14 protein-coding genes are annotated in these 16,065 nt (G+C 60.9%); 7 read left to right on the plus strand and 7 right to left on the minus strand.

Translation table 11 applies throughout. The features are described 5' to 3' along the window. Nucleotides 1-6: 6 nt before the first annotated feature. On the plus strand, nucleotides 7-1,593 hold the full coding sequence (locus tag P2T68_RS16405; protein ID WP_024075797.1) for a RimK family protein: 1,587 nt from the start codon (nucleotides 7-9) through the stop codon (nucleotides 1,591-1,593). A 6-nt stretch (nucleotides 1,594-1,599) separates the two neighbouring features. Further along, a complete protein-coding gene (locus P2T68_RS16410) occupies nucleotides 1,600-2,532 on the plus strand; it encodes a magnesium transporter CorA family protein (RefSeq protein WP_069075852.1) in 933 nt (310 codons plus the stop codon). Between the two features lie 154 nt (nucleotides 2,533-2,686). On the opposite strand, the gene P2T68_RS16415 is transcribed toward P2T68_RS16410, so the two are convergent. Both P2T68_RS16415 and P2T68_RS16420 read right to left on the minus strand, forming a co-directional pair. Continuing rightward, nucleotides 2,687-3,979, minus strand: a complete 1,293-nt coding sequence (locus P2T68_RS16415; RefSeq protein ID WP_024075795.1) for a sorbosone dehydrogenase family protein — start codon at nucleotides 3,977-3,979, stop codon at nucleotides 2,687-2,689. Next, complete coding sequence (locus P2T68_RS16420; RefSeq protein ID WP_024075794.1) at nucleotides 3,976-4,398, minus strand: DUF2231 domain-containing protein; 423 nt, start codon at nucleotides 4,396-4,398, stop codon at nucleotides 3,976-3,978. The genes P2T68_RS16415 and P2T68_RS16420 overlap by 4 nt, the downstream gene beginning before the upstream one ends. Before the next feature lie 157 nt (nucleotides 4,399-4,555). On the opposite strand from P2T68_RS16420, the gene P2T68_RS16425 reads away from it, so the two are divergent. Continuing rightward, nucleotides 4,556-5,035 (plus strand): ATP-binding protein, encoded by a 480-nt coding sequence (locus tag P2T68_RS16425; RefSeq protein ID WP_024075793.1) that lies wholly within the window; start codon nucleotides 4,556-4,558, stop codon nucleotides 5,033-5,035. Nucleotides 5,036-5,440: 405 nt separating this feature from the next. On the opposite strand, the gene P2T68_RS16430 is transcribed toward P2T68_RS16425, so the two are convergent. Genes P2T68_RS16430 through P2T68_RS16440 form a run of 3 tightly spaced genes read right to left on the minus strand, consistent with a single transcriptional unit; the run spans nucleotide 5,441 to nucleotide 8,448 of the window. Next, entirely contained in the window at nucleotides 5,441-7,381 is a 1,941-nt protein-coding gene (locus P2T68_RS16430; RefSeq protein ID WP_277379600.1) for a methyl-accepting chemotaxis protein, read from the minus strand. Further along, nucleotides 7,365-7,553: a hypothetical protein gene (locus P2T68_RS16435; RefSeq protein ID WP_146015789.1), complete on the minus strand. Its 189-nt coding sequence runs from the start codon at nucleotides 7,551-7,553 to the stop codon at nucleotides 7,365-7,367. Before P2T68_RS16435 ends, P2T68_RS16430 begins: the two co-directional genes overlap by 17 nt. A 28-nt stretch (nucleotides 7,554-7,581) precedes the next feature. After that, nucleotides 7,582-8,448: an aldo/keto reductase family oxidoreductase gene (locus P2T68_RS16440; RefSeq protein WP_024075791.1), complete on the minus strand. Its 867-nt coding sequence runs from the start codon at nucleotides 8,446-8,448 to the stop codon at nucleotides 7,582-7,584. Between the two features lie 72 nt (nucleotides 8,449-8,520). Between P2T68_RS16440 and P2T68_RS16445 the strand changes: the two genes are divergently transcribed. Then, nucleotides 8,521-9,165 carry a TetR/AcrR family transcriptional regulator gene (locus tag P2T68_RS16445; RefSeq protein ID WP_168232926.1) on the plus strand — a complete coding sequence of 215 codons (645 nt, stop codon included), beginning with the start codon at nucleotides 8,521-8,523 and terminating at the stop codon, nucleotides 9,163-9,165. 27 nt (nucleotides 9,166-9,192) lie between these two features. On the opposite strand, the gene P2T68_RS16450 is transcribed toward P2T68_RS16445, so the two are convergent. Next, complete coding sequence (locus P2T68_RS16450) at nucleotides 9,193-9,771, minus strand: cysteine hydrolase family protein (protein WP_168232927.1); 579 nt, start codon at nucleotides 9,769-9,771, stop codon at nucleotides 9,193-9,195. Nucleotides 9,772-9,898: 127 nt separating this feature from the next. On the opposite strand from P2T68_RS16450, the gene P2T68_RS16455 reads away from it, so the two are divergent. Together P2T68_RS16455 and P2T68_RS16460 are read left to right on the plus strand one after the other, a co-directional pair. After that, entirely contained in the window at nucleotides 9,899-11,302 is a 1,404-nt protein-coding gene (locus tag P2T68_RS16455; protein ID WP_069076252.1) for a hypothetical protein, read from the plus strand. Nucleotides 11,303-11,341: 39 nt separating this feature from the next. Further along, nucleotides 11,342-11,866, plus strand: coding sequence for a GNAT family N-acetyltransferase (locus P2T68_RS16460; RefSeq protein WP_069076253.1), 525 nt, complete (start codon nucleotides 11,342-11,344; stop codon nucleotides 11,864-11,866). 57 nt (nucleotides 11,867-11,923) lie between these two features. Here P2T68_RS16460 and P2T68_RS16465 read toward each other — a convergent pair whose 3' ends face one another. Further along, nucleotides 11,924-13,489, minus strand: a complete 1,566-nt coding sequence (locus tag P2T68_RS16465; protein WP_024075786.1) for a PAS domain-containing methyl-accepting chemotaxis protein — start codon at nucleotides 13,487-13,489, stop codon at nucleotides 11,924-11,926. 213 nt (nucleotides 13,490-13,702) lie between these two features. Here P2T68_RS16465 and P2T68_RS16470 point away from each other — a divergent pair, with 213 nt between their 5' ends. Then, complete coding sequence (locus P2T68_RS16470) at nucleotides 13,703-15,901, plus strand: OsmC domain/YcaO domain-containing protein (RefSeq protein WP_069076254.1); 2,199 nt, start codon at nucleotides 13,703-13,705, stop codon at nucleotides 15,899-15,901. Nucleotides 15,902-16,065 lie beyond the last annotated feature (164 nt).

Here is a 16,065-nt window from a genome sequence, read left to right on the forward strand (position 1 = left end):
AATATTATGTCAGCGGTACAAGGTCATTGGCGTGAAGTATCCGAGCAAACTGTCGCGGCGACAATAACTTCCAAAGGTTATTTTTCTGTTTTGCCCAGAGGCGCAAGTCAAGTCGTGATCATTGTCGAGCGCAAGGAAGATTGGGCCTCTTATTTCCCCAGCGAAGACATCGTCACCGCCCAGGAATACCTGGAACACACCCGGGAAAACGAGACGGGCAAGCGCGTGCAGGTAATCAACCTGTGCCGCAGCTACAAGTACCTGGGCCACGGCTACTACTGCTCGCTGCTGGCCGAGGCGCGCGGTCACAAGGTAATTCCGTCGGTGCGTACCATCAGTGAACTGACCCGAAAGTCATTGTATGGCCTGGCGTTGGATGACCTGGATAAAACCCTCGATAAAGCCTTGAGTCATCATCTCTACAGTAATACCGAAGGCTTTACCCTGACCCTTTACTTTGGTCGAACCAATATAGAACCGTTGCAGGAATTGGCCCGTCAATTGTTTGAGGCCTTTCCGTGCCCAATCCTCTTAGTTGAATTCAGAAAGAATAACGGCTGGCACATAGAGGGGGTCAAGTCCGGTGTATTGCACAAGTTGCGCGATGACCAGGAAGATCAATTCGCCCACGCCCTCGACAACTTCAGTCGCAAGATCTGGCGCCAGCCACGCTCACGACGCATGGCCCGCTATGACCTGGCGATTCTTCACGATCCCCAGGAGCAATTGCCGCCGTCCAACGCCCGCGCCCTGGACAATTTCGTGCGGGTCGGCAAGGGGCTGGGTATCGATGTGGAGCTGATCGAGCGCAAAGACTACGCGCGCCTGGCCGAATACGACGCTTTGCTGATCCGTGAGACCACCAGTGTCGACAACCATACCTACCGCTTTGCCAAGAAAGCCGAAAGCGAAGGGTTAGTGGTGATGGATGACCCAGCGTCGATCCTGCGCTGTACGAACAAGGTCTACCTCACCGATTTGCTCAATAGCCATCAACTGGGCATGCCGGCCACCGAAATTCTGTACAAGGAGCGACCGGAGGACTTCGAACGGGTGGGCGAGCGCCTCGGCTTCCCCCTGGTGCTGAAAATCCCCGATGGGTGTTTCTCCCGAGGCGTGATCAAGGTGGAAAGCCAGGAAGCCTTGCTCAAGGCCACCGCCGAACTGTTCGAACATTCGGTCCTGCTGCTGGCCCAGGAGTTTTTCTATACCGAGTACGACTGGCGTATTGGCGTGCTCAACCGCAAGCCGATTTTTGCCTGCCAGTACTTTATGTCCAAGGGCCATTGGCAGATCTACAACCACAAGGCCATCGGCCAGGACATCAACGGCGAATGCCGTACCCTGGCGGTCCATGAGGCGCCCAAGGCGGTGGTGGAACTGGCGGTGAAGACCGCCAACCTGATCGGCGACGGCCTCTACGGCGTAGACCTCAAGCAGTCCGGCGACAAGGTGGTGGTGATCGAAGTCAACGACAACCCCAACCTGGACGCGGGTATCGAAGATGCCTACTTGCAGGACGACCTGTACAGCCTGGTGCTGGAAGAGTTTGTGCGGCGCCTGGAGTTGAAGCGTCAGGGCCAGGCCTGGTGAGTCGGGATGATCCAGCGCTTTGAACTGACCGATGGAAAACTGCGCCGCGGGGACAATGACGATGCCCCGATCCTGCTGTTCAACAACCCTGACCTGGTCGAGCGTGAATGGCTGCGCGACCACCACAAGCTGGATGAACATGCCCTGGCCTCGGCGCTCGATCCCGACGAAGTGTCACGTATCGAATTCCACCCCGACAACCTGTTCCTGATCTGGAAGCGCCCGGAAAACTACTCCGGTGGCGGCAACCTGGTGTTCGAAGTGTCATCCTGCGGCTTGTTGTTTTCGCCTGGCCGCCTGCTGGTGATCGCCCCCGACGAAACCCCGCTGACCGGCCTGGGCAAGCGCCGGCCGCTGCATACGCCGCTCGACGTGTTGCTTGACCTGCTGCTGAACAACATCCACCACTACCTCGGCCACCTCAAGGTGATCAAGCTGGTCGCGCGGGAGTTGCAGCAACAGTTCAACGCGTCCATGAGCAACCATCACCTGATGCAGATGTTCAACCTCAGTGAAAGCCTGATCTATTACATCAACGCGCTGCACAGCAACGGCGCGGTGCTCTCGCGCCTGCGCAACCATGCCGGGAAGGAACAGTTCAGCAGCGAGATTCTGGGTTTGATCGACGACCTGATCATCGAGAACCACCAATGCTACAAACAGGCCGAGATCTATTCCAACGTGTTTTCCGGGTTGATCGACGCGCGCGGCAACCTGATGAACAACAGCATGAACAACCTACTGCGCAAGCTGACCCTGATCAACGTGGTGTTCCTGCCGCTTAACCTGATCGCCAGCATTGGCGGCATGTCGGAGTTCAGCATGATGACGGCGGGGACGCCGTGGTGGGTGTCATACCCGTTGTTTTTGGCGGCGATGGGGTTGGGGGCCGGGTTGATGGTGATGGGGTTGAAGCGCATAGCGGGTGCGGCGATGTGAAGGGGGACGCTGATTCGATGGGCTTATCCGTGGTTGCGCCCTTACGGTGGACACGAGCCGGAGGCGGGCTTGAATCCGTGGGCCACGGATTCAAGCCGTCTCCGGCCAGCGCGGTTTAACGGGGGCCGAAGCAGAGCAACTGCCGTTCACGCTGTTACTGATTGCGCGTCACCCGCCAGATGGTATTGGCCAAGTCGTCCGCAATGATCAGGGCGCCTTTCGGGTCGACCGTGACGCCTACCGGGCGTCCACGGGTCTTGCCGTCGTCGCCGCGGAAGCCGGTGGCGAAGTCGATGGGCTGGCCGGCTGGCTTGCCATGGCTGAACGGCACGAAGATGACTTTGTAGCCCACCGGGTTGTCGCGGTTCCAACTGCCGTGTTCGCCCACAAATACACCCTCGGCGAATTGTTCACCCATGGCTGGGATGGAAAAGTCGACGCCCAGTGCCGCTACGTGGGAGCCGAGGCTGTAATCGGGCTTGATCGCGGCGGCCACCTTGGCCGGGTTTTGCGGTTGTGCACGCGGGTCGACGTTTTGCCCCCAGTAGCTGTAGGGCCAGCCGTAGAAGGCACCTTCGCGCACCGAGGTCAGGTAGTCGGGCACCAGGTCGGGGCCGAGTTCATCGCGTTCGTTGACCACTGTCCACAGTTGCCCGGAGTCGGGTTGGATCGTCAGGGCCGTCGGGTTGCGCAAGCCGGTGGCGTAGGGTCTGTGCGCGCCGGTGGTGGCATCGACCTGCCAGACCATTGCGCGGTCGATCTCCACTTCCATGCCGCGTTCAGTGATGTTGCTGTTGGAGCCGATGCCCACATACAGGTGGCGCCCATCGTCACTCACGGCCAGGGATTTGGTCCAGTGGTGGTTGATCTGCGCCGGCAGGTCGGTGACTTTGACCGGGGCGCCGCTGGCTTTGGTCTGGCCGTCGGTGTAGTCGAAGCGCACCAGCGCGTCCTGGTTGGCGACGTAGAGTTTACCGTCGGCAAAGGCCAGGCCGTAGGGGGCGTTGAGGTTGTCGGCGAACACGGTTTTCAGTTCATAGGTGCCGTCGCCGTCCGCATCGCGCAGCAGGGTAATGCGGTTGCCGCTCTTGACCTTGGTATTGCCCTGGGCCTTGATCACGCTGGCGATTACATCCTTGGGCTTGAGCTTGGCCGCGCTGCCGCCACGACCTTCGGCAACGAGGATGTCGCCATTGGGCAATACCAGGGTCTGGCGCGGGATGGCCAGGTCGGTGGCGATGGCGGTGACGCTGTAGCCGTCGGGCACCTTGGGCTTCTCGTTGCCCCAGGGCGTGGGTTCGGCAATCTTCATGCTGGGCAGCAGGCTGCTTTGCTGCTCCGGCAGTTTTGGGTCGGGGCCACGGGCCTGGGTGTTGTCGCCTTCGCCGCCGCAGGCACTGAGCAGCAGCGCGGCGCTTAACAGGGTGAGTGTATTGGACGCTTTCATTGGGCAGCTCCCGAGCGCAGGTTAGTCAGGCCGACCCAGGTCGCAACCACGCTCAGCACTGTCACGACCACCGACAGCACCAGGCCGGTCGGCATCATGGCGTAGGCGTCCTTGGCATGCTGGAAAGCGTTGACCAGCCCGAGTACCCAGGTCGCCAACAGCAACAGGCAATACACGGCGGGTCGGCCGACCTTGTGTTCGGCGCGCAGCAGGTTGACCAAGGCGAACAACAGGGCGAATCCACAGAACACCAACGCGCCGGCAATCAGCCAGGAGGCGAAATTGGCCCATTGAATCTGGTAGGTCTGGCCGTAGGCAATGTCACTGATCAGGGCACCGAGAAACAGCGGCACGGTACCCGCCAGCAAGGTGGCATGCAGCGGTCCGGGTGTGTGGCGATAGGCGGGGAGGGTAGTCATGTGGGAACGGCTCCTTGTAAACCAACGCCCCTGGGCGGGGCAGCGCATAGGAAATGAACGCGGTGCCTGTCAGAAAGTTCAGGGTAATTCGTGTCTAAATATGATGATTCAGCCGGAAAGCTGGCATGCTTCATGGCCTCACAAAAGGAGCCGTGCCATGCCCACCCTGCATCTGCTGTGCGGCAAGATTGCCGCCGGCAAATCTACCCTCGCCAAAGAACTGGTCGCCGAACACGCAGCGATCCTGCTCAGTGAAGACACTTGGCTGGCGCAGCTCTACCCTGGGGAGGTTCTCTCGGTGGCCGATTACCTGCGCTGTGCCCAACGCATTCGTGGCGTATTGACGCCGCTGGTGGTTGACCTGTTGAAGTCAGGGCTCAATGTCGTGCTGGATTTTCCGGCCAACACCCTGGCCAATCGAGAGTGGCTGCGTGGCCTGGCGCAGGTGGCACAGGTGCCGCATTGCCTGCATTACCTTGAGTTGGACGACGACACCTGCCGCGCTCGCCTGCACGCACGCAACGCGCGAGGCGAACATGATTTTGCGGCGACCGATGCCGAGTTTGACCTGATCACGCGGCACTTCAGCGTGCCGCGGGTGGAGGAGGGGTTGGTGATCGAGGTGCATCGCCCTTGAGTTCAGGTCTCTTGTGGCGAGCGGGCTTGCCCCGCGTTGGGCTGCGTAGCAGCCCCAAAACCAGCCTCTACAGAGTGTGTCTGATACACCGCGTTCTTCTTGACTGGGGCTGCTGCGCAGCCCAACGCGGGGCAAGCCCTAATGCCGTTCAGTTAAGGTTTTTTTGTAGGAGCGAGGGGGACGCCTAGTTCTTGCTCGCGAAGAACTCACAGACGCCGCGTTCATTCAGGAAACACGCGTTATCGTTGACGTTTTTCGCGAGCAAGAACTAGGCGTCCCCCTCGCTCCTACAGAAGGCGATGTCCGCTTAACTGAACGGCATTAGGGCAAGCCCGCTCGCCACAGGGAGATTGGTCGGGGGATGAGCACATCAAGGCGTCGTCCCCACCCAACGTCCGCGGCGCCCTAGGACTTGAACCGGCCCACCAGCCCATTCAACTCTGCCGACAAGCCGGCCAACCGCCCCGAGTCATCCTGCGCAGAATTGGCCAGGCTCTCCACCAGCCGTGCCTCGTCGTAGATCTGCTGGATATGCCGGTTGATCTCTTCGGCCACGCTGTGCTGTTCCTCGGCGGCGGCCGATATCTGCAGGTTCTGGTCGCGAATCTCGTTGACCGACAACTGGATGCCTTCAAAACTGTCCCGCGCGCTTTCGATGGACGACACACTGGCGCGGGACAGGTCCAGGCAACTGCTCATCTTCTGCGTCACTTCCTCGGTCTTGCTGCCGAGGGTACCGAGCAGTTGTTCGATCTCGCCGGTGGAGTCGGAAGTGCGCTTGGCCAGCGCCCGCACTTCGTCCGCCACCACCGCAAAGCCGCGGCCTTGATCACCCGCCCGGGCGGCTTCGATGGCCGCGTTGAGCGCCAGCAGGTTGGTCTGTTCGGCAATCGCACGGATAGTGCCAATGATCTGGTTGATGCTGCGGCTGCCGGCCTCCAGCTCGACCATGGCTTCGGACGACTCGGTCAAGCGGCGGCCGAGCCGGTTGACGTTGTCCGTGGTCATTTCGATCTGCTGCTTGCCCTCGGCCACGCGGCGATGGCCGTTCTCTGCGGACTCCGCTGCGCCGCTGCACGACCGCGCCACTTCATTGGCGGTGGCCACCATTTCATTGAATGCCGTGGACACCAGTTCGACCGCTTCCCGCTGGCGCCCGGCGGCTTCGTTCATGTTGTGCGCCACTTCGCTGTTGACCCGTGAAGCGTCCTGCAAGTTGGTCGACGCCGCGCCAATATGCTGGATCAGCTGGCGGATCGCAGCAAGGAACTTGTTGAACCAACCGGCCAGTTCAGCGGTTTCATCCTTGCCCTGCACCCGCAGTTCGTGGCGCAGGTCTCCTTCGCCCTGGGCGATGGATTGCAAGCCGGTGCTGACCTGACCGATCGGCTTGACCATCACCTTGGAGAACGCCGCGGCGATCAGGCCAAAGATCAGGACCAGCACCGCCACGATGATTGTGGTCAGGTAGGTCATGCGCGTGGCGGCGGCCATCACTTCGTTGTATTCGATCAACCCCACATAACGCCAGCCCAGGCCGGGGGAGGTCCAGATATTGGCCATGTAGCGCACGCCATCGATCACCACTTCGGTCGATCCCTGGGCGGTCTCGGCCAAATGTGCGTACGGCGCGCCAAGGTCCTTGAGCGGCTTGAAACTGTGCTTGGCATCGCGAGGGTCAACCAGGACCACGCCGTCTTCGATCAGCATCACATAGCCGCTTTCGCCCAGCTTGATACTCTTGACCAGCTCGGTGAGGTTCTTCAGCGACACACTCACCACGAATACGCCCTTGGCCTTGCCGGCGTTATCCAGTAGCGCCCGCGCGGTGCCGACCAGCGCGACGTCATCCTTGTCGTAATAGTAAGCCGGGGTGCGCACGGTCTTGCCGGGGCTGGCCATCGCCGCCTTGTACCAGGGGCGCGTGCGCGGGTCGTACTTGGCCAGTTGCGGGTCGTCGGGCCATTTGACGTAAGTGCCGTCTTCCAGGCCGATGGACAGGATCGCCGCAGAAGGATGGGTCGCGCCAAAACGCGCGAACCGTTCGATCACCTGCTGGGCCTGCGCCGGCATGGGCTGGCTGGCGGCGTTGTCGGGTCGATAATCCTTGAGGGTGTTCACGGACGTGTATACAGGATCTGCCGCCATTTGATCGACGTTCTGCAGCGTACCCTCGAAGAATTGCCGGATATTGCCATCGATCTGGCGTATCTCACGGGTACTGCCATCGATGAACTGATCGACTGCCTGGGTTCGCGTATTCATCACGGAGATCACCGCGACCAGGCTAACCGGGATAAACGCGACAGATACAAACGCAAGGACCAGCTTATTCTTTATTTTCATCGAGACGACCATCAGCGGAGAGGGCGGCCAAATCGCCGAGACACTGCGATTTGCTTTCACCGATGTTTCGGCTCGCTTGGGTTAAAGCTTTAGGGTTTTTTGTACACAATACAATTCGAGATTGTTCTGTATCCAATTGGCAGGCGATGCGCCGAACAACGCTGCGCATCACCTGGAATATCCACGCATAAGGGACCGCTTCAGTCCGCGATGGCGTTCAACGCAGCCAGCGCCTCGTCCGGCACAGCCCATTCGCCCACCGCAAGGTTTTCATGCAAATGGGCCACCGAGGAGGTGCCCGGAATCAACAGGATATTGGGCGAGCGCCGCAACAACCACGCCAGCGCCAATTGCTTCGGTGTTACGCCCAGCCCCTGCGCAACGCTGGATAAGGTCGAAGACTGAACCGGAGTAAATCCACCCAGCGGGAAGAACGGCACATAGGCAATGCCTTCCTCAGCCAGGGTGTCGATCAAGGCGTTGTCGTGTTGATGGGCGATGTTGTACAGGTTCTGCACGCAAACGAACTTGACGATGCGGCGTGCCTCGGCCACTTGGGTCGGCGTGACATTGCTGATGCCAATATGGCGTATCAACCCCTGGTGTTGCAGTTCAGCGAGGGTGTCCAACGCGGCGGCGTTCGAGCCTTCGCACGGGCCCATTGTGGAATGCATCGAACGGAAGTTGACCACGTCCAGCACCTCCAGCCCCAGGTTGCGCAAGTTGTCATGCACCGCCTGCGTCAGTTCTTCCGGGGTGGACGCCGCCAGCCATCCACCTTCAGCGTCACGACGGGCGCCGATCTTGGTGACTATCGTGAGGTCGTCCCGATAGGGATGCAGGGCCTCGTGAATCAGTTGGTTGGTGATATGCGGCCCATAAAAATCGCTGGTATCGATATGGTTGACGCCGCAGGCGACCGCCTCACGCAGCACGGCCAACGCGGCGTCGCGGTCCTTGGGAGGGCCAAATACGCCAGGGCCTGCCAATTGCATCGCGCCGTAACCCATGCGGTTGACCTCGCGGTCGCCCAGTATGAATGTCTTGCTGTTTTTCAAACCTGTCATCGGGGACGCCCTTGCTTCAGCGGAGTAAGGCTCTAATATGAAGGATCCTTCAGATATTGGAATTCGCATTCCGTGAGCACCCTCAAAGCGTCCTTGAAGCCAAGAAAAACAGCGGTTCAGGCGCGCTCAGCCGCGACTGTCGAGGCCTTGCACACGGCAACCCTTCAGGTTTTGACCCAGCAGGGCCTGATCCGCTGCACAACCACCCGAGTGGCCGAGCGTGCCGGCATGTCGGTGGGCAGCCTCTACCAGTACTACCCGAATCGCGACGCGCTGCTCGCCGCCGTGCTGGCAAAACACCTGGAGTGGGTGGCCGAGGCGGTGGAGCAGGCATGCGCTCGCCATCGGCAGGTGCCGGTGGCTGAGATGGCCGCCGGCCTGGTCACGGCATTGGTGGCCGCCAAGTTACGCGACCAGGGCGTGTCCAAGGCGTTGTATGCCATCGCGGGCGAGCGGGGTGGTGCGGAGCTGGTCGCCCGCATCAATACGCGCATGGTGGCGGCCATCGCCGCGATGCTGGAGACCGCCCCCGATGCGCATTTCCAAGACCCGATCCTGACCGCCGGGATTTCGCTCAGCGCGATCGTCGGCCCGGTCAGGACGTTGCTCGAAGGCAATGCCTCGCCTACGTTTGAAGCCGGTCTTGAACAGCAGACCACGCTGCTGTTGCGGGCTTATCTGCAAGCTCATGGGCGGCCCGCTGCACTTAAGGCGTAGGGCAAGCGTGAACGTGATTACGCACGGTCAGTCCGTTTGCAGCGGGGCGGCCGCGGCCAGGATTTCCGCTGTCTCGATCACCCTGGCGTAGTCCATCGCTAGATTGCTCAGCGACAATGCATGCACGTCCTCCGCCGGCCACAGGCGCCCGGCCAAGTCGGTTTGATCGAACGTGTAGCAGGCGTCCGCCGCCACGATTACCTCGAAGCAGAGGTTGCCGCCGGATCGCGCCGTGGCTTCAACCGAGTTGTTGGTGATCACCCCAACGATCACCAACTGCTTGATCGAGCGCACATGCAGCCAACGCTCCAGGCCCGTGGCGGTGAACGCATCCGGGACGTTCTTTTCCAGTACCTGCTCATGCGCCAACGGGCACAAGGCCGGCTGGAATTCACAGCCAGGCTGACCCGGCCAAAAGACCGAGTCGGGAGAGCGAGACATATGTCGGACATGAACAATGGGCCGCTGGGATCGCCGCCACGCGTTGAGCAGGTGCTGCATCTGCAACTCGGCGTGCGGGTTGTTGCGTCGCCCAAGCCTGGGATGGTTCATGCCCTGCTGCATGTCGATGATCAACAAGGCGGCGTTTGTCGCTAACGGTTCCATGGCAGCTCCTTTGACTGGCGAGAAGCGCAACATATCAGTCGATACATGGGCCATGGCAGGGATTTATTCGAAGCCCGCAGCATTTCCCATTACACTGCGGCGCAAAATTTCAGCAAGGATGCTTTGGATGCGTGTGTTATTGAGCGGTGCGTTCCTTTCCATGACCCTCACGGCTCCTGTGATGGCCGAGCCGCGCTCGTTCTCGGTCAATGACCCCAGCGGTCAATACCTGGTGGAGGTGTTGTTTCCAGAGGTGCCGCAAGACCTCCGCCAGCCGGCCCGCGCCCTGGTTACCGTGCGTGACCGGGCCACCCTCCAAACCCTGCAACAGCTGCAAACCCCTGCCGCCAATGTGCCGCTGGATCGCAATGGCAAGACAGACAGCGACCATCTGGTGGGGGCGTATGGCGTGTTGTATTTCGCCGATATCAACGCCGACGGCCGCCAGGACCTGGCTATCCGCAATGGCGAGGACGCCGAGGAGAGCCTGCAGTACCACTACGATGTGTACCTGCAAGACCCGCACAAGCCCCAATGGGTGCTGAACCGGCCATTGACGGAGCTGGCGAACGAAACCTTCGGCGGCATGTTTTCGGTGGACAAGGACGGCATCATCCATTCGCAAACCGACCGTGGCTGCTGCTGGACGCGCTCCAGCCGCCTGCAAATGCGCGAGGGTGAGTTGGTGCGACTGGATGCCTATACCCAGGAACAAGTGCCGCCCACCGAATACGGTGAAAACTCCAGCATGCCCAGCGGCTACATGCTGCGCACCACCGGTGTATTGAAGGACGGCAAGTGGCAGGAAACACCGCGCCTGGAAGGCCCCGTCAACGAAGATCCGCAGTATCTGGCCGGCACCCTCGACGGCAAGATCCCGGTGGCGCTCTGGTACCAGCAACAGGGCGCCGTGTTGATCGGTGAGCTGCGCTACACCAAGAGTGGCAGCGGCAAGCCGATCAAGTTGGTTGGCGACCAAAGCGACTATGACGACAAGCCTTTCGTCTACCTGCACGAATATACCGATGATGGTCATCAGACCGGCATTTGGCGGATCACCCGGGAAACCGTCGAGCCCTATCACTACAGCGGCACCTGGGTCAGTTCCGCCAAGGGGCAGCCGCGTGAACTGGCCATCCAGTTGCGCCCGGAAGACCGTGAACCCGAGTACGAAAAACTCAGTGACGTCGCCCGTGACCAGCGCAGCGGCCACTACCAGATGCGCGATGACTTCCTGGGCCGCGACGGTGATCTGGACCTGGAGATCCTGCCCGAGCGTGATGCCCAGGGCCGGGAGCTTGCACGATTGACCCTGACACTCAACGCCGCTGGAACCTCAAAAACCATCGCCAGCGCGCATCACACGGTTGCGATGGAAACCGAAAACCTGATTATCGTGCCGGAACCCCTGGCGTCTCGGCGCGTTGGCCCGTACCACATCCAACTGGTGAAAAACTTCGCGGTGATCGAACACAACTCGGCGCCGGACAGCCAGGATTACTTCACCGGGATGTACCGCAAGCAGCCTTGACCCGCGCGTCTTCCACCTTTTGAGGCTCAGTGACACCCAATGCCACTACACATTCGCCTGGCGCGACTGGATGACGCGCCGTTATTGCCCGCCATCGAGCATTCTGCCGCCCAAGCCTTTCAACTGATCGATGGCTTGGGCTGGCTGGCCAGCGCAGGCACCTTGACCGTCGAGCGTCATCGGCAGTGGATCGCGCTGTCGACCTGTTGGGTGGCGGTCGATGCCAACGATCAACCTCAAGGATTTCTGTGCGCAGAACGCCAGGGCGACGACCTGCATATCCATGAGGTGTCGGTCGCTCGGTCGCTGCACGGCCAGGGCTGGGGGCGCAAGCTGGTGGAGGCGGCGATGGACGCTGCGCGCTCACAGGCACTGCGCGCAGTGACCCTGACGACGTTCAGGCAGGTGCCGTGGAATGCACCGTTCTACCGCCGCCTGGGGTTTGAGCTGCAAGCCGAGGCGTCATTGGATCAGCGCTTGGCCGGGATGTTGGCAGACGAGTATGCACACGGCTTTGAGCCCGGCAGCCGCTGCGCCATGGTGTGGCGGGTGGCCAGAGCTTGACCACCCGACGACCTTTCAGCCCGGCCCCCGACTTTGCTGGATGCGGTGGGTCGCCTGTCAGCGATTGAAACGTTCAACCAATGCATATTGGGTGGACGCGGTGCGGGTCAGCTCCTTGCTCAGGTCGGTGGATTGATGCGCCTGGACCGAGGTCTGGTCGGCCAGTGTGGCAATGGTTGTGATGTTGCGGCTGATCTCCTCGGCCACGGCGCTCTGTTCCTCGGTGGCGGCGGCGATCTGGGTGGTCATGTCGGTGATGTGGGACACCGCTTCGCTGATGCCCACCAATGCCTGGTCGGCCTCAAGCACCCAAGCCACGCCTTCCTGGGCCTGGCGATGGCCGTTCTCCATGCTTTGCACGGCATTGTTGGACGACGCCTGGAGCTTGGTGATCAGCCCGTGGATCTGGGTGGTGGATTGCGAGGTGCGTTGTGCCAGCTGTCGGACTTCGTCGGCGACCACGGCAAATCCGCGCCCCATCTCGCCGGCACGGGCCGCTTCGATGGCCGCGTTGAGGGCCAGCAGGTTGGTCTGGTCGGCGATGCCTTTGATCACATCGACGACGGTGCCGATTTCATCGCTGTCCCTGGCCAGCTGCGCCACGGTGACACCCGTTTCGCCGACCACCGCGGAAAGCCGCTCGATGGCTTCGCGGGTATCCCGCGCCACCTCACGGCCGCGCCCGGTCAGCAAGTTGGCTTGCTGGGTGGCATCGGCGGTGCGCTGCACATGGCTGGCGACTTCCTGGGTGGTCGCGGCCATCTGGTTGACGGCGGCCGAGACCTGCTCGGTTTCGACGCGCTGGCGGTCCAGGCCGGTGGAGCTGGCCGTGGCCAGTCGGTCGGATTGCCCGGCCAGCGCACTGAGTTGCTCGGCGCTGTCCTGCAAACGGGTCAGGCAAGTCTTCAGGCGCGCGTTCTGGCTGAGGAACGCGGTTTCCAGGCGTGCCTGGGGACCGGCTTCATCGCTGTACATCTGTGCGATCAAGGCATCGGAGGTGGATGGCTCGACGCCGACCAGCAAGCGCAGGGTCGCGCGCTGGCGCCACTGTGAGCAGAGCAGCGCCACCGGAACCGCGACGCCCACCGCCACGGCAATGGCCAGCGGCGCGCTGAGGAACAGCCCACCCACCGCGCCGGCAAGGCCGGTGGCGATATACGGCACGCAGCTCATCAAGGCCGGCGCCCAGGTGTCCAGGGCGGCCACGGCGGCTTTACCCTGGCTCAGACGCCGATACAGCGCCTGGGCACGCCGGATCTCATCGGCGGTCGGCTTGACCCTGACCGACTCGAAACCCACCACGCGGTTGCCCTCGAAAATCGGCGTGACATAGGCGTTGACCCAATAATGATCGCCGTTTTTCGAGCGATTCTTGACGATGCCCATCCACGGCAGCCCCTGCTTGAGCGCACGCCACATATGGGCAAACACGGCGGGAGGCACGTCGGGATGGCGCACGATATTCTGCGGCGCCCCGATCAGGTCGGCGCGTTCAAAACCGCTGATATCGACAAAAGCATCGTTGCAGTAAGTGATCATCCCATCCACATCGGTGGCGGAAATGAGCTTCTGCGAAGGCGCGAGGGAAATCTCGCGTTGTGTCACTGGCTGGTTATTGCGCATTCGACTACTCCCTGAATTGCTAGCAGGTCATCGGCAACCGTACAGATAAGTTGATGGTATTTCGTCTGACAAGTGCTCTGGCGTGGCTTTATACCGGCGTCGATAGCGAATCAGCCTTGCCTGTCGGCGGCCGAATGGCGAAAGCACAAGACTTAAAACGCAAATCCCGGATAATGGCGGCCAATTTGAAGTTCGCTATTTTGGTAATCCCGCATGGAAATTAAGGTCAACTTTCTCGACAACCTTCGACTTGAAGCCAAGTTCGATGACTTCACGGTGATCGCCGATCAACCGATTCGCTATAAAGGCGACGGGTCGGCGCCGGGGCCATTCGATTACTTCCTGGCCTCGTCAGCGTTGTGTGCGGCGTATTTTGTGAAGCTGTACTGCCAGACGCGCAATATCCCCACGGAAAATATCCGCCTGTCGCAGAACAACATCGTTGATCCGGAAAACCGCTACAACCAGATCTTCAAGATCCAGGTCGAGCTGCCTGCGGACATTTCCGAGAAGGACCGCCAGGGTATCCTGCGTTCCATCGACCGTTGCACCGTGAAGAAAGTGGTGCAGGCCGGGCCGGAATTCGTCATCGAAGAAGTGGACAACCTCGACGCCGATGCCCAGGCCTTGTTGATGCCCGGCAGCCCATCCGACGCGGGCACTTATATCGCGGGCAAGGACCTGCCGCTGGAGCAGACGATCGCCAATATGTCCGGGATCCTGGCCGGCCTGGGCATGAAGATCGAGATCGCCTCGTGGCGCAATATCGTGCCCAACGTCTGGTCCCTGCATATCCGTGATGCGCACTCGCCGATGTGCTTTACCAACGGCAAAGGCGCGACCAAGGAAGGCGCCCTGGCGTCGGCGTTGGGCGAGTTTATCGAGCGGCTCAACTGCAACTTCTTCTACAACGATCAGTTCTGGGGCGAGGAATTGGCCAACGCGCCGTTCGTGCATTACCCCGATGAGCGTTGGTTCCAGCCGGGGCGCAAGGATGAACTGCCGCCGGAAATCCTCGACGCCTACTGCCTGAAGATCTACAACCGCGACGGTGAGCTGCGCGGTTCCCACCTGTTCGACACCAATTCCGGTAACGAAGAACGTGGCATTGTCTCGCTGCCGTTTGTGCGCCAGTCCGATGGCGAGGTGGTGTATTTCCCGTCCAACCTGATCGAAAACCTCTACCTGAGCAATGGCATGAGTGCCGGCAATACCTTGGCCGAAGCCCAGGTGCAGTGCCTGTCGGAAATCTTCGAGCGCGCGGTCAAGCGTGAAATCATCGAAGGCGAGTTCGCGCTGCCGGACGTGCCGGCCGAGGTGCTGGCGAAGTACCCCGGTATCCTGGCCGGTATCGAAGGCCTGGAAGCCCAGGGCTTCCCGGTGCTGGTCAAGGATGCGTCGCTGGGCGGTGAGTTCCCGGTGATGTGCGTGACCTTGATGAACCCGCGTACCGGAGGCGTATTCGCCTCATTCGGCGCGCACCCGAGTATGGAAGTGGCCCTGGAGCGCAGCCTCACCGAACTGCTGCAAGGCCGCAGCTTCGAAGGCTTGAACGATTTGCCGCAGCCAACCTTTGAAGGCCATGCAGTCACCGAGCCGAACAACTTTGTCGAACACTTCATTGACTCCAGCGGTGTGGTGTCGTGGCGCTTCTTCAGTGCCCAGTCGGATTACGAATTCGTCGAGTGGGACTTCTCGGGCCAGGGTGAAAACTCCAACGCCGAAGAGGCCGCGACGCTGTTCGGCATCCTCGACAACATGGGCAAGGAGTCGTACATGGCGGTGTACGAGCACCTTGGCGCCACGGCCTGCCGCATCCTGGTGCCGGACTACTCGGAAATCTACCCGGTGGACGACCTGATCTGGGACAACACCAACAAGGCCCTGTTTTTCCGCGCCGACATCCTCAACCTGCACAGCCTCAGCGATGCCGAGCTCAAGGCCCTGGCCGAGCGCCTGGTGGAGAGCGAGCTGGACGACTACACCGATATCACCACCTTGATCGGCATCGAGTTCGACGACAACACCGCTTGGGGCCAGTTGACCATCCTGGAATTGAAGCTGCTGATCTACCTCGCGTTGCAGCAGTACGAAGACGCCAAGGAACTGGTGGAAATGTTCCTGCAGTACAACGACAACACCGTCGAGCGCGGCCTGTTCTACCAGGCGGTGAACGCGGTGCTGGAGATGGAACTGGACGAAGACCTGGAACTGGCGGACTACGAGGCCAACTTCCGACGGATGTTCGGTAACGAGCGGATGGACGCCGTGATCGGCTCGGTGAATGGCAGCGTGCGTTTCTATGGCTTGACGCCGACCAGCACCAAGCTGGAAGGGCTGGACCGGCATCTACGCTTGATCGAGAGCTACAAGAAACTGCACGGCGCGCGGGCCAATATCACCTCGGCCTGACGCGCTGACCTGTGTGGGAGGCGCCACTACCTCTTCGAGATAGTGTTATCGCGCATGCCTATGCCGTTCAGTTAAGTGCACATCGCCTTCTGTAGGAGCGAGCTTGCTCGCGAAAAACGTCAACGATAACGCGTGTTTCCTGAATCAACGCGGCGCCTGTGAGT

The organism is Pseudomonas sp. G11, assembly GCF_029457515.1.
In the GTDB taxonomy this organism is placed as follows: Bacteria; Pseudomonadota; Gammaproteobacteria; order Pseudomonadales; family Pseudomonadaceae; genus Aquipseudomonas; species Aquipseudomonas gorinensis.

Coding starts and splice junctions, on each gene's coding strand:
- P2T68_RS16405 (WP_024075797.1), top strand. CDS start 7: ATGTCAGCGGTACAAGGTCATTGGCGTGAAGTATCCGAGCAAACTGTC.
- P2T68_RS16420 (WP_024075794.1), bottom strand. CDS start 4,398: ATGACTACCCTCCCCGCCTATCGCCACACACCCGGACCGCTGCATGCC.
- P2T68_RS16455 (WP_069076252.1), top strand. CDS start 9,899: ATGCGTGTGTTATTGAGCGGTGCGTTCCTTTCCATGACCCTCACGGCT.
- P2T68_RS16450 (WP_168232927.1), bottom strand. CDS start 9,771: ATGGAACCGTTAGCGACAAACGCCGCCTTGTTGATCATCGACATGCAG.
- P2T68_RS16430 (WP_277379600.1), bottom strand. CDS start 7,381: ATGAAAATAAAGAATAAGCTGGTCCTTGCGTTTGTATCTGTCGCGTTT.
- P2T68_RS16465 (WP_024075786.1), bottom strand. CDS start 13,489: ATGCGCAATAACCAGCCAGTGACACAACGCGAGATTTCCCTCGCGCCT.
- P2T68_RS16470 (WP_069076254.1), top strand. CDS start 13,703: ATGGAAATTAAGGTCAACTTTCTCGACAACCTTCGACTTGAAGCCAAG.
- P2T68_RS16425 (WP_024075793.1), top strand. CDS start 4,556: ATGCCCACCCTGCATCTGCTGTGCGGCAAGATTGCCGCCGGCAAATCT.
- P2T68_RS16440 (WP_024075791.1), bottom strand. CDS start 8,448: ATGACAGGTTTGAAAAACAGCAAGACATTCATACTGGGCGACCGCGAG.
- P2T68_RS16415 (WP_024075795.1), bottom strand. CDS start 3,979: ATGAAAGCGTCCAATACACTCACCCTGTTAAGCGCCGCGCTGCTGCTC.
- P2T68_RS16460 (WP_069076253.1), top strand. CDS start 11,342: ATGCCACTACACATTCGCCTGGCGCGACTGGATGACGCGCCGTTATTG.
- P2T68_RS16410 (WP_069075852.1), top strand. CDS start 1,600: ATGATCCAGCGCTTTGAACTGACCGATGGAAAACTGCGCCGCGGGGAC.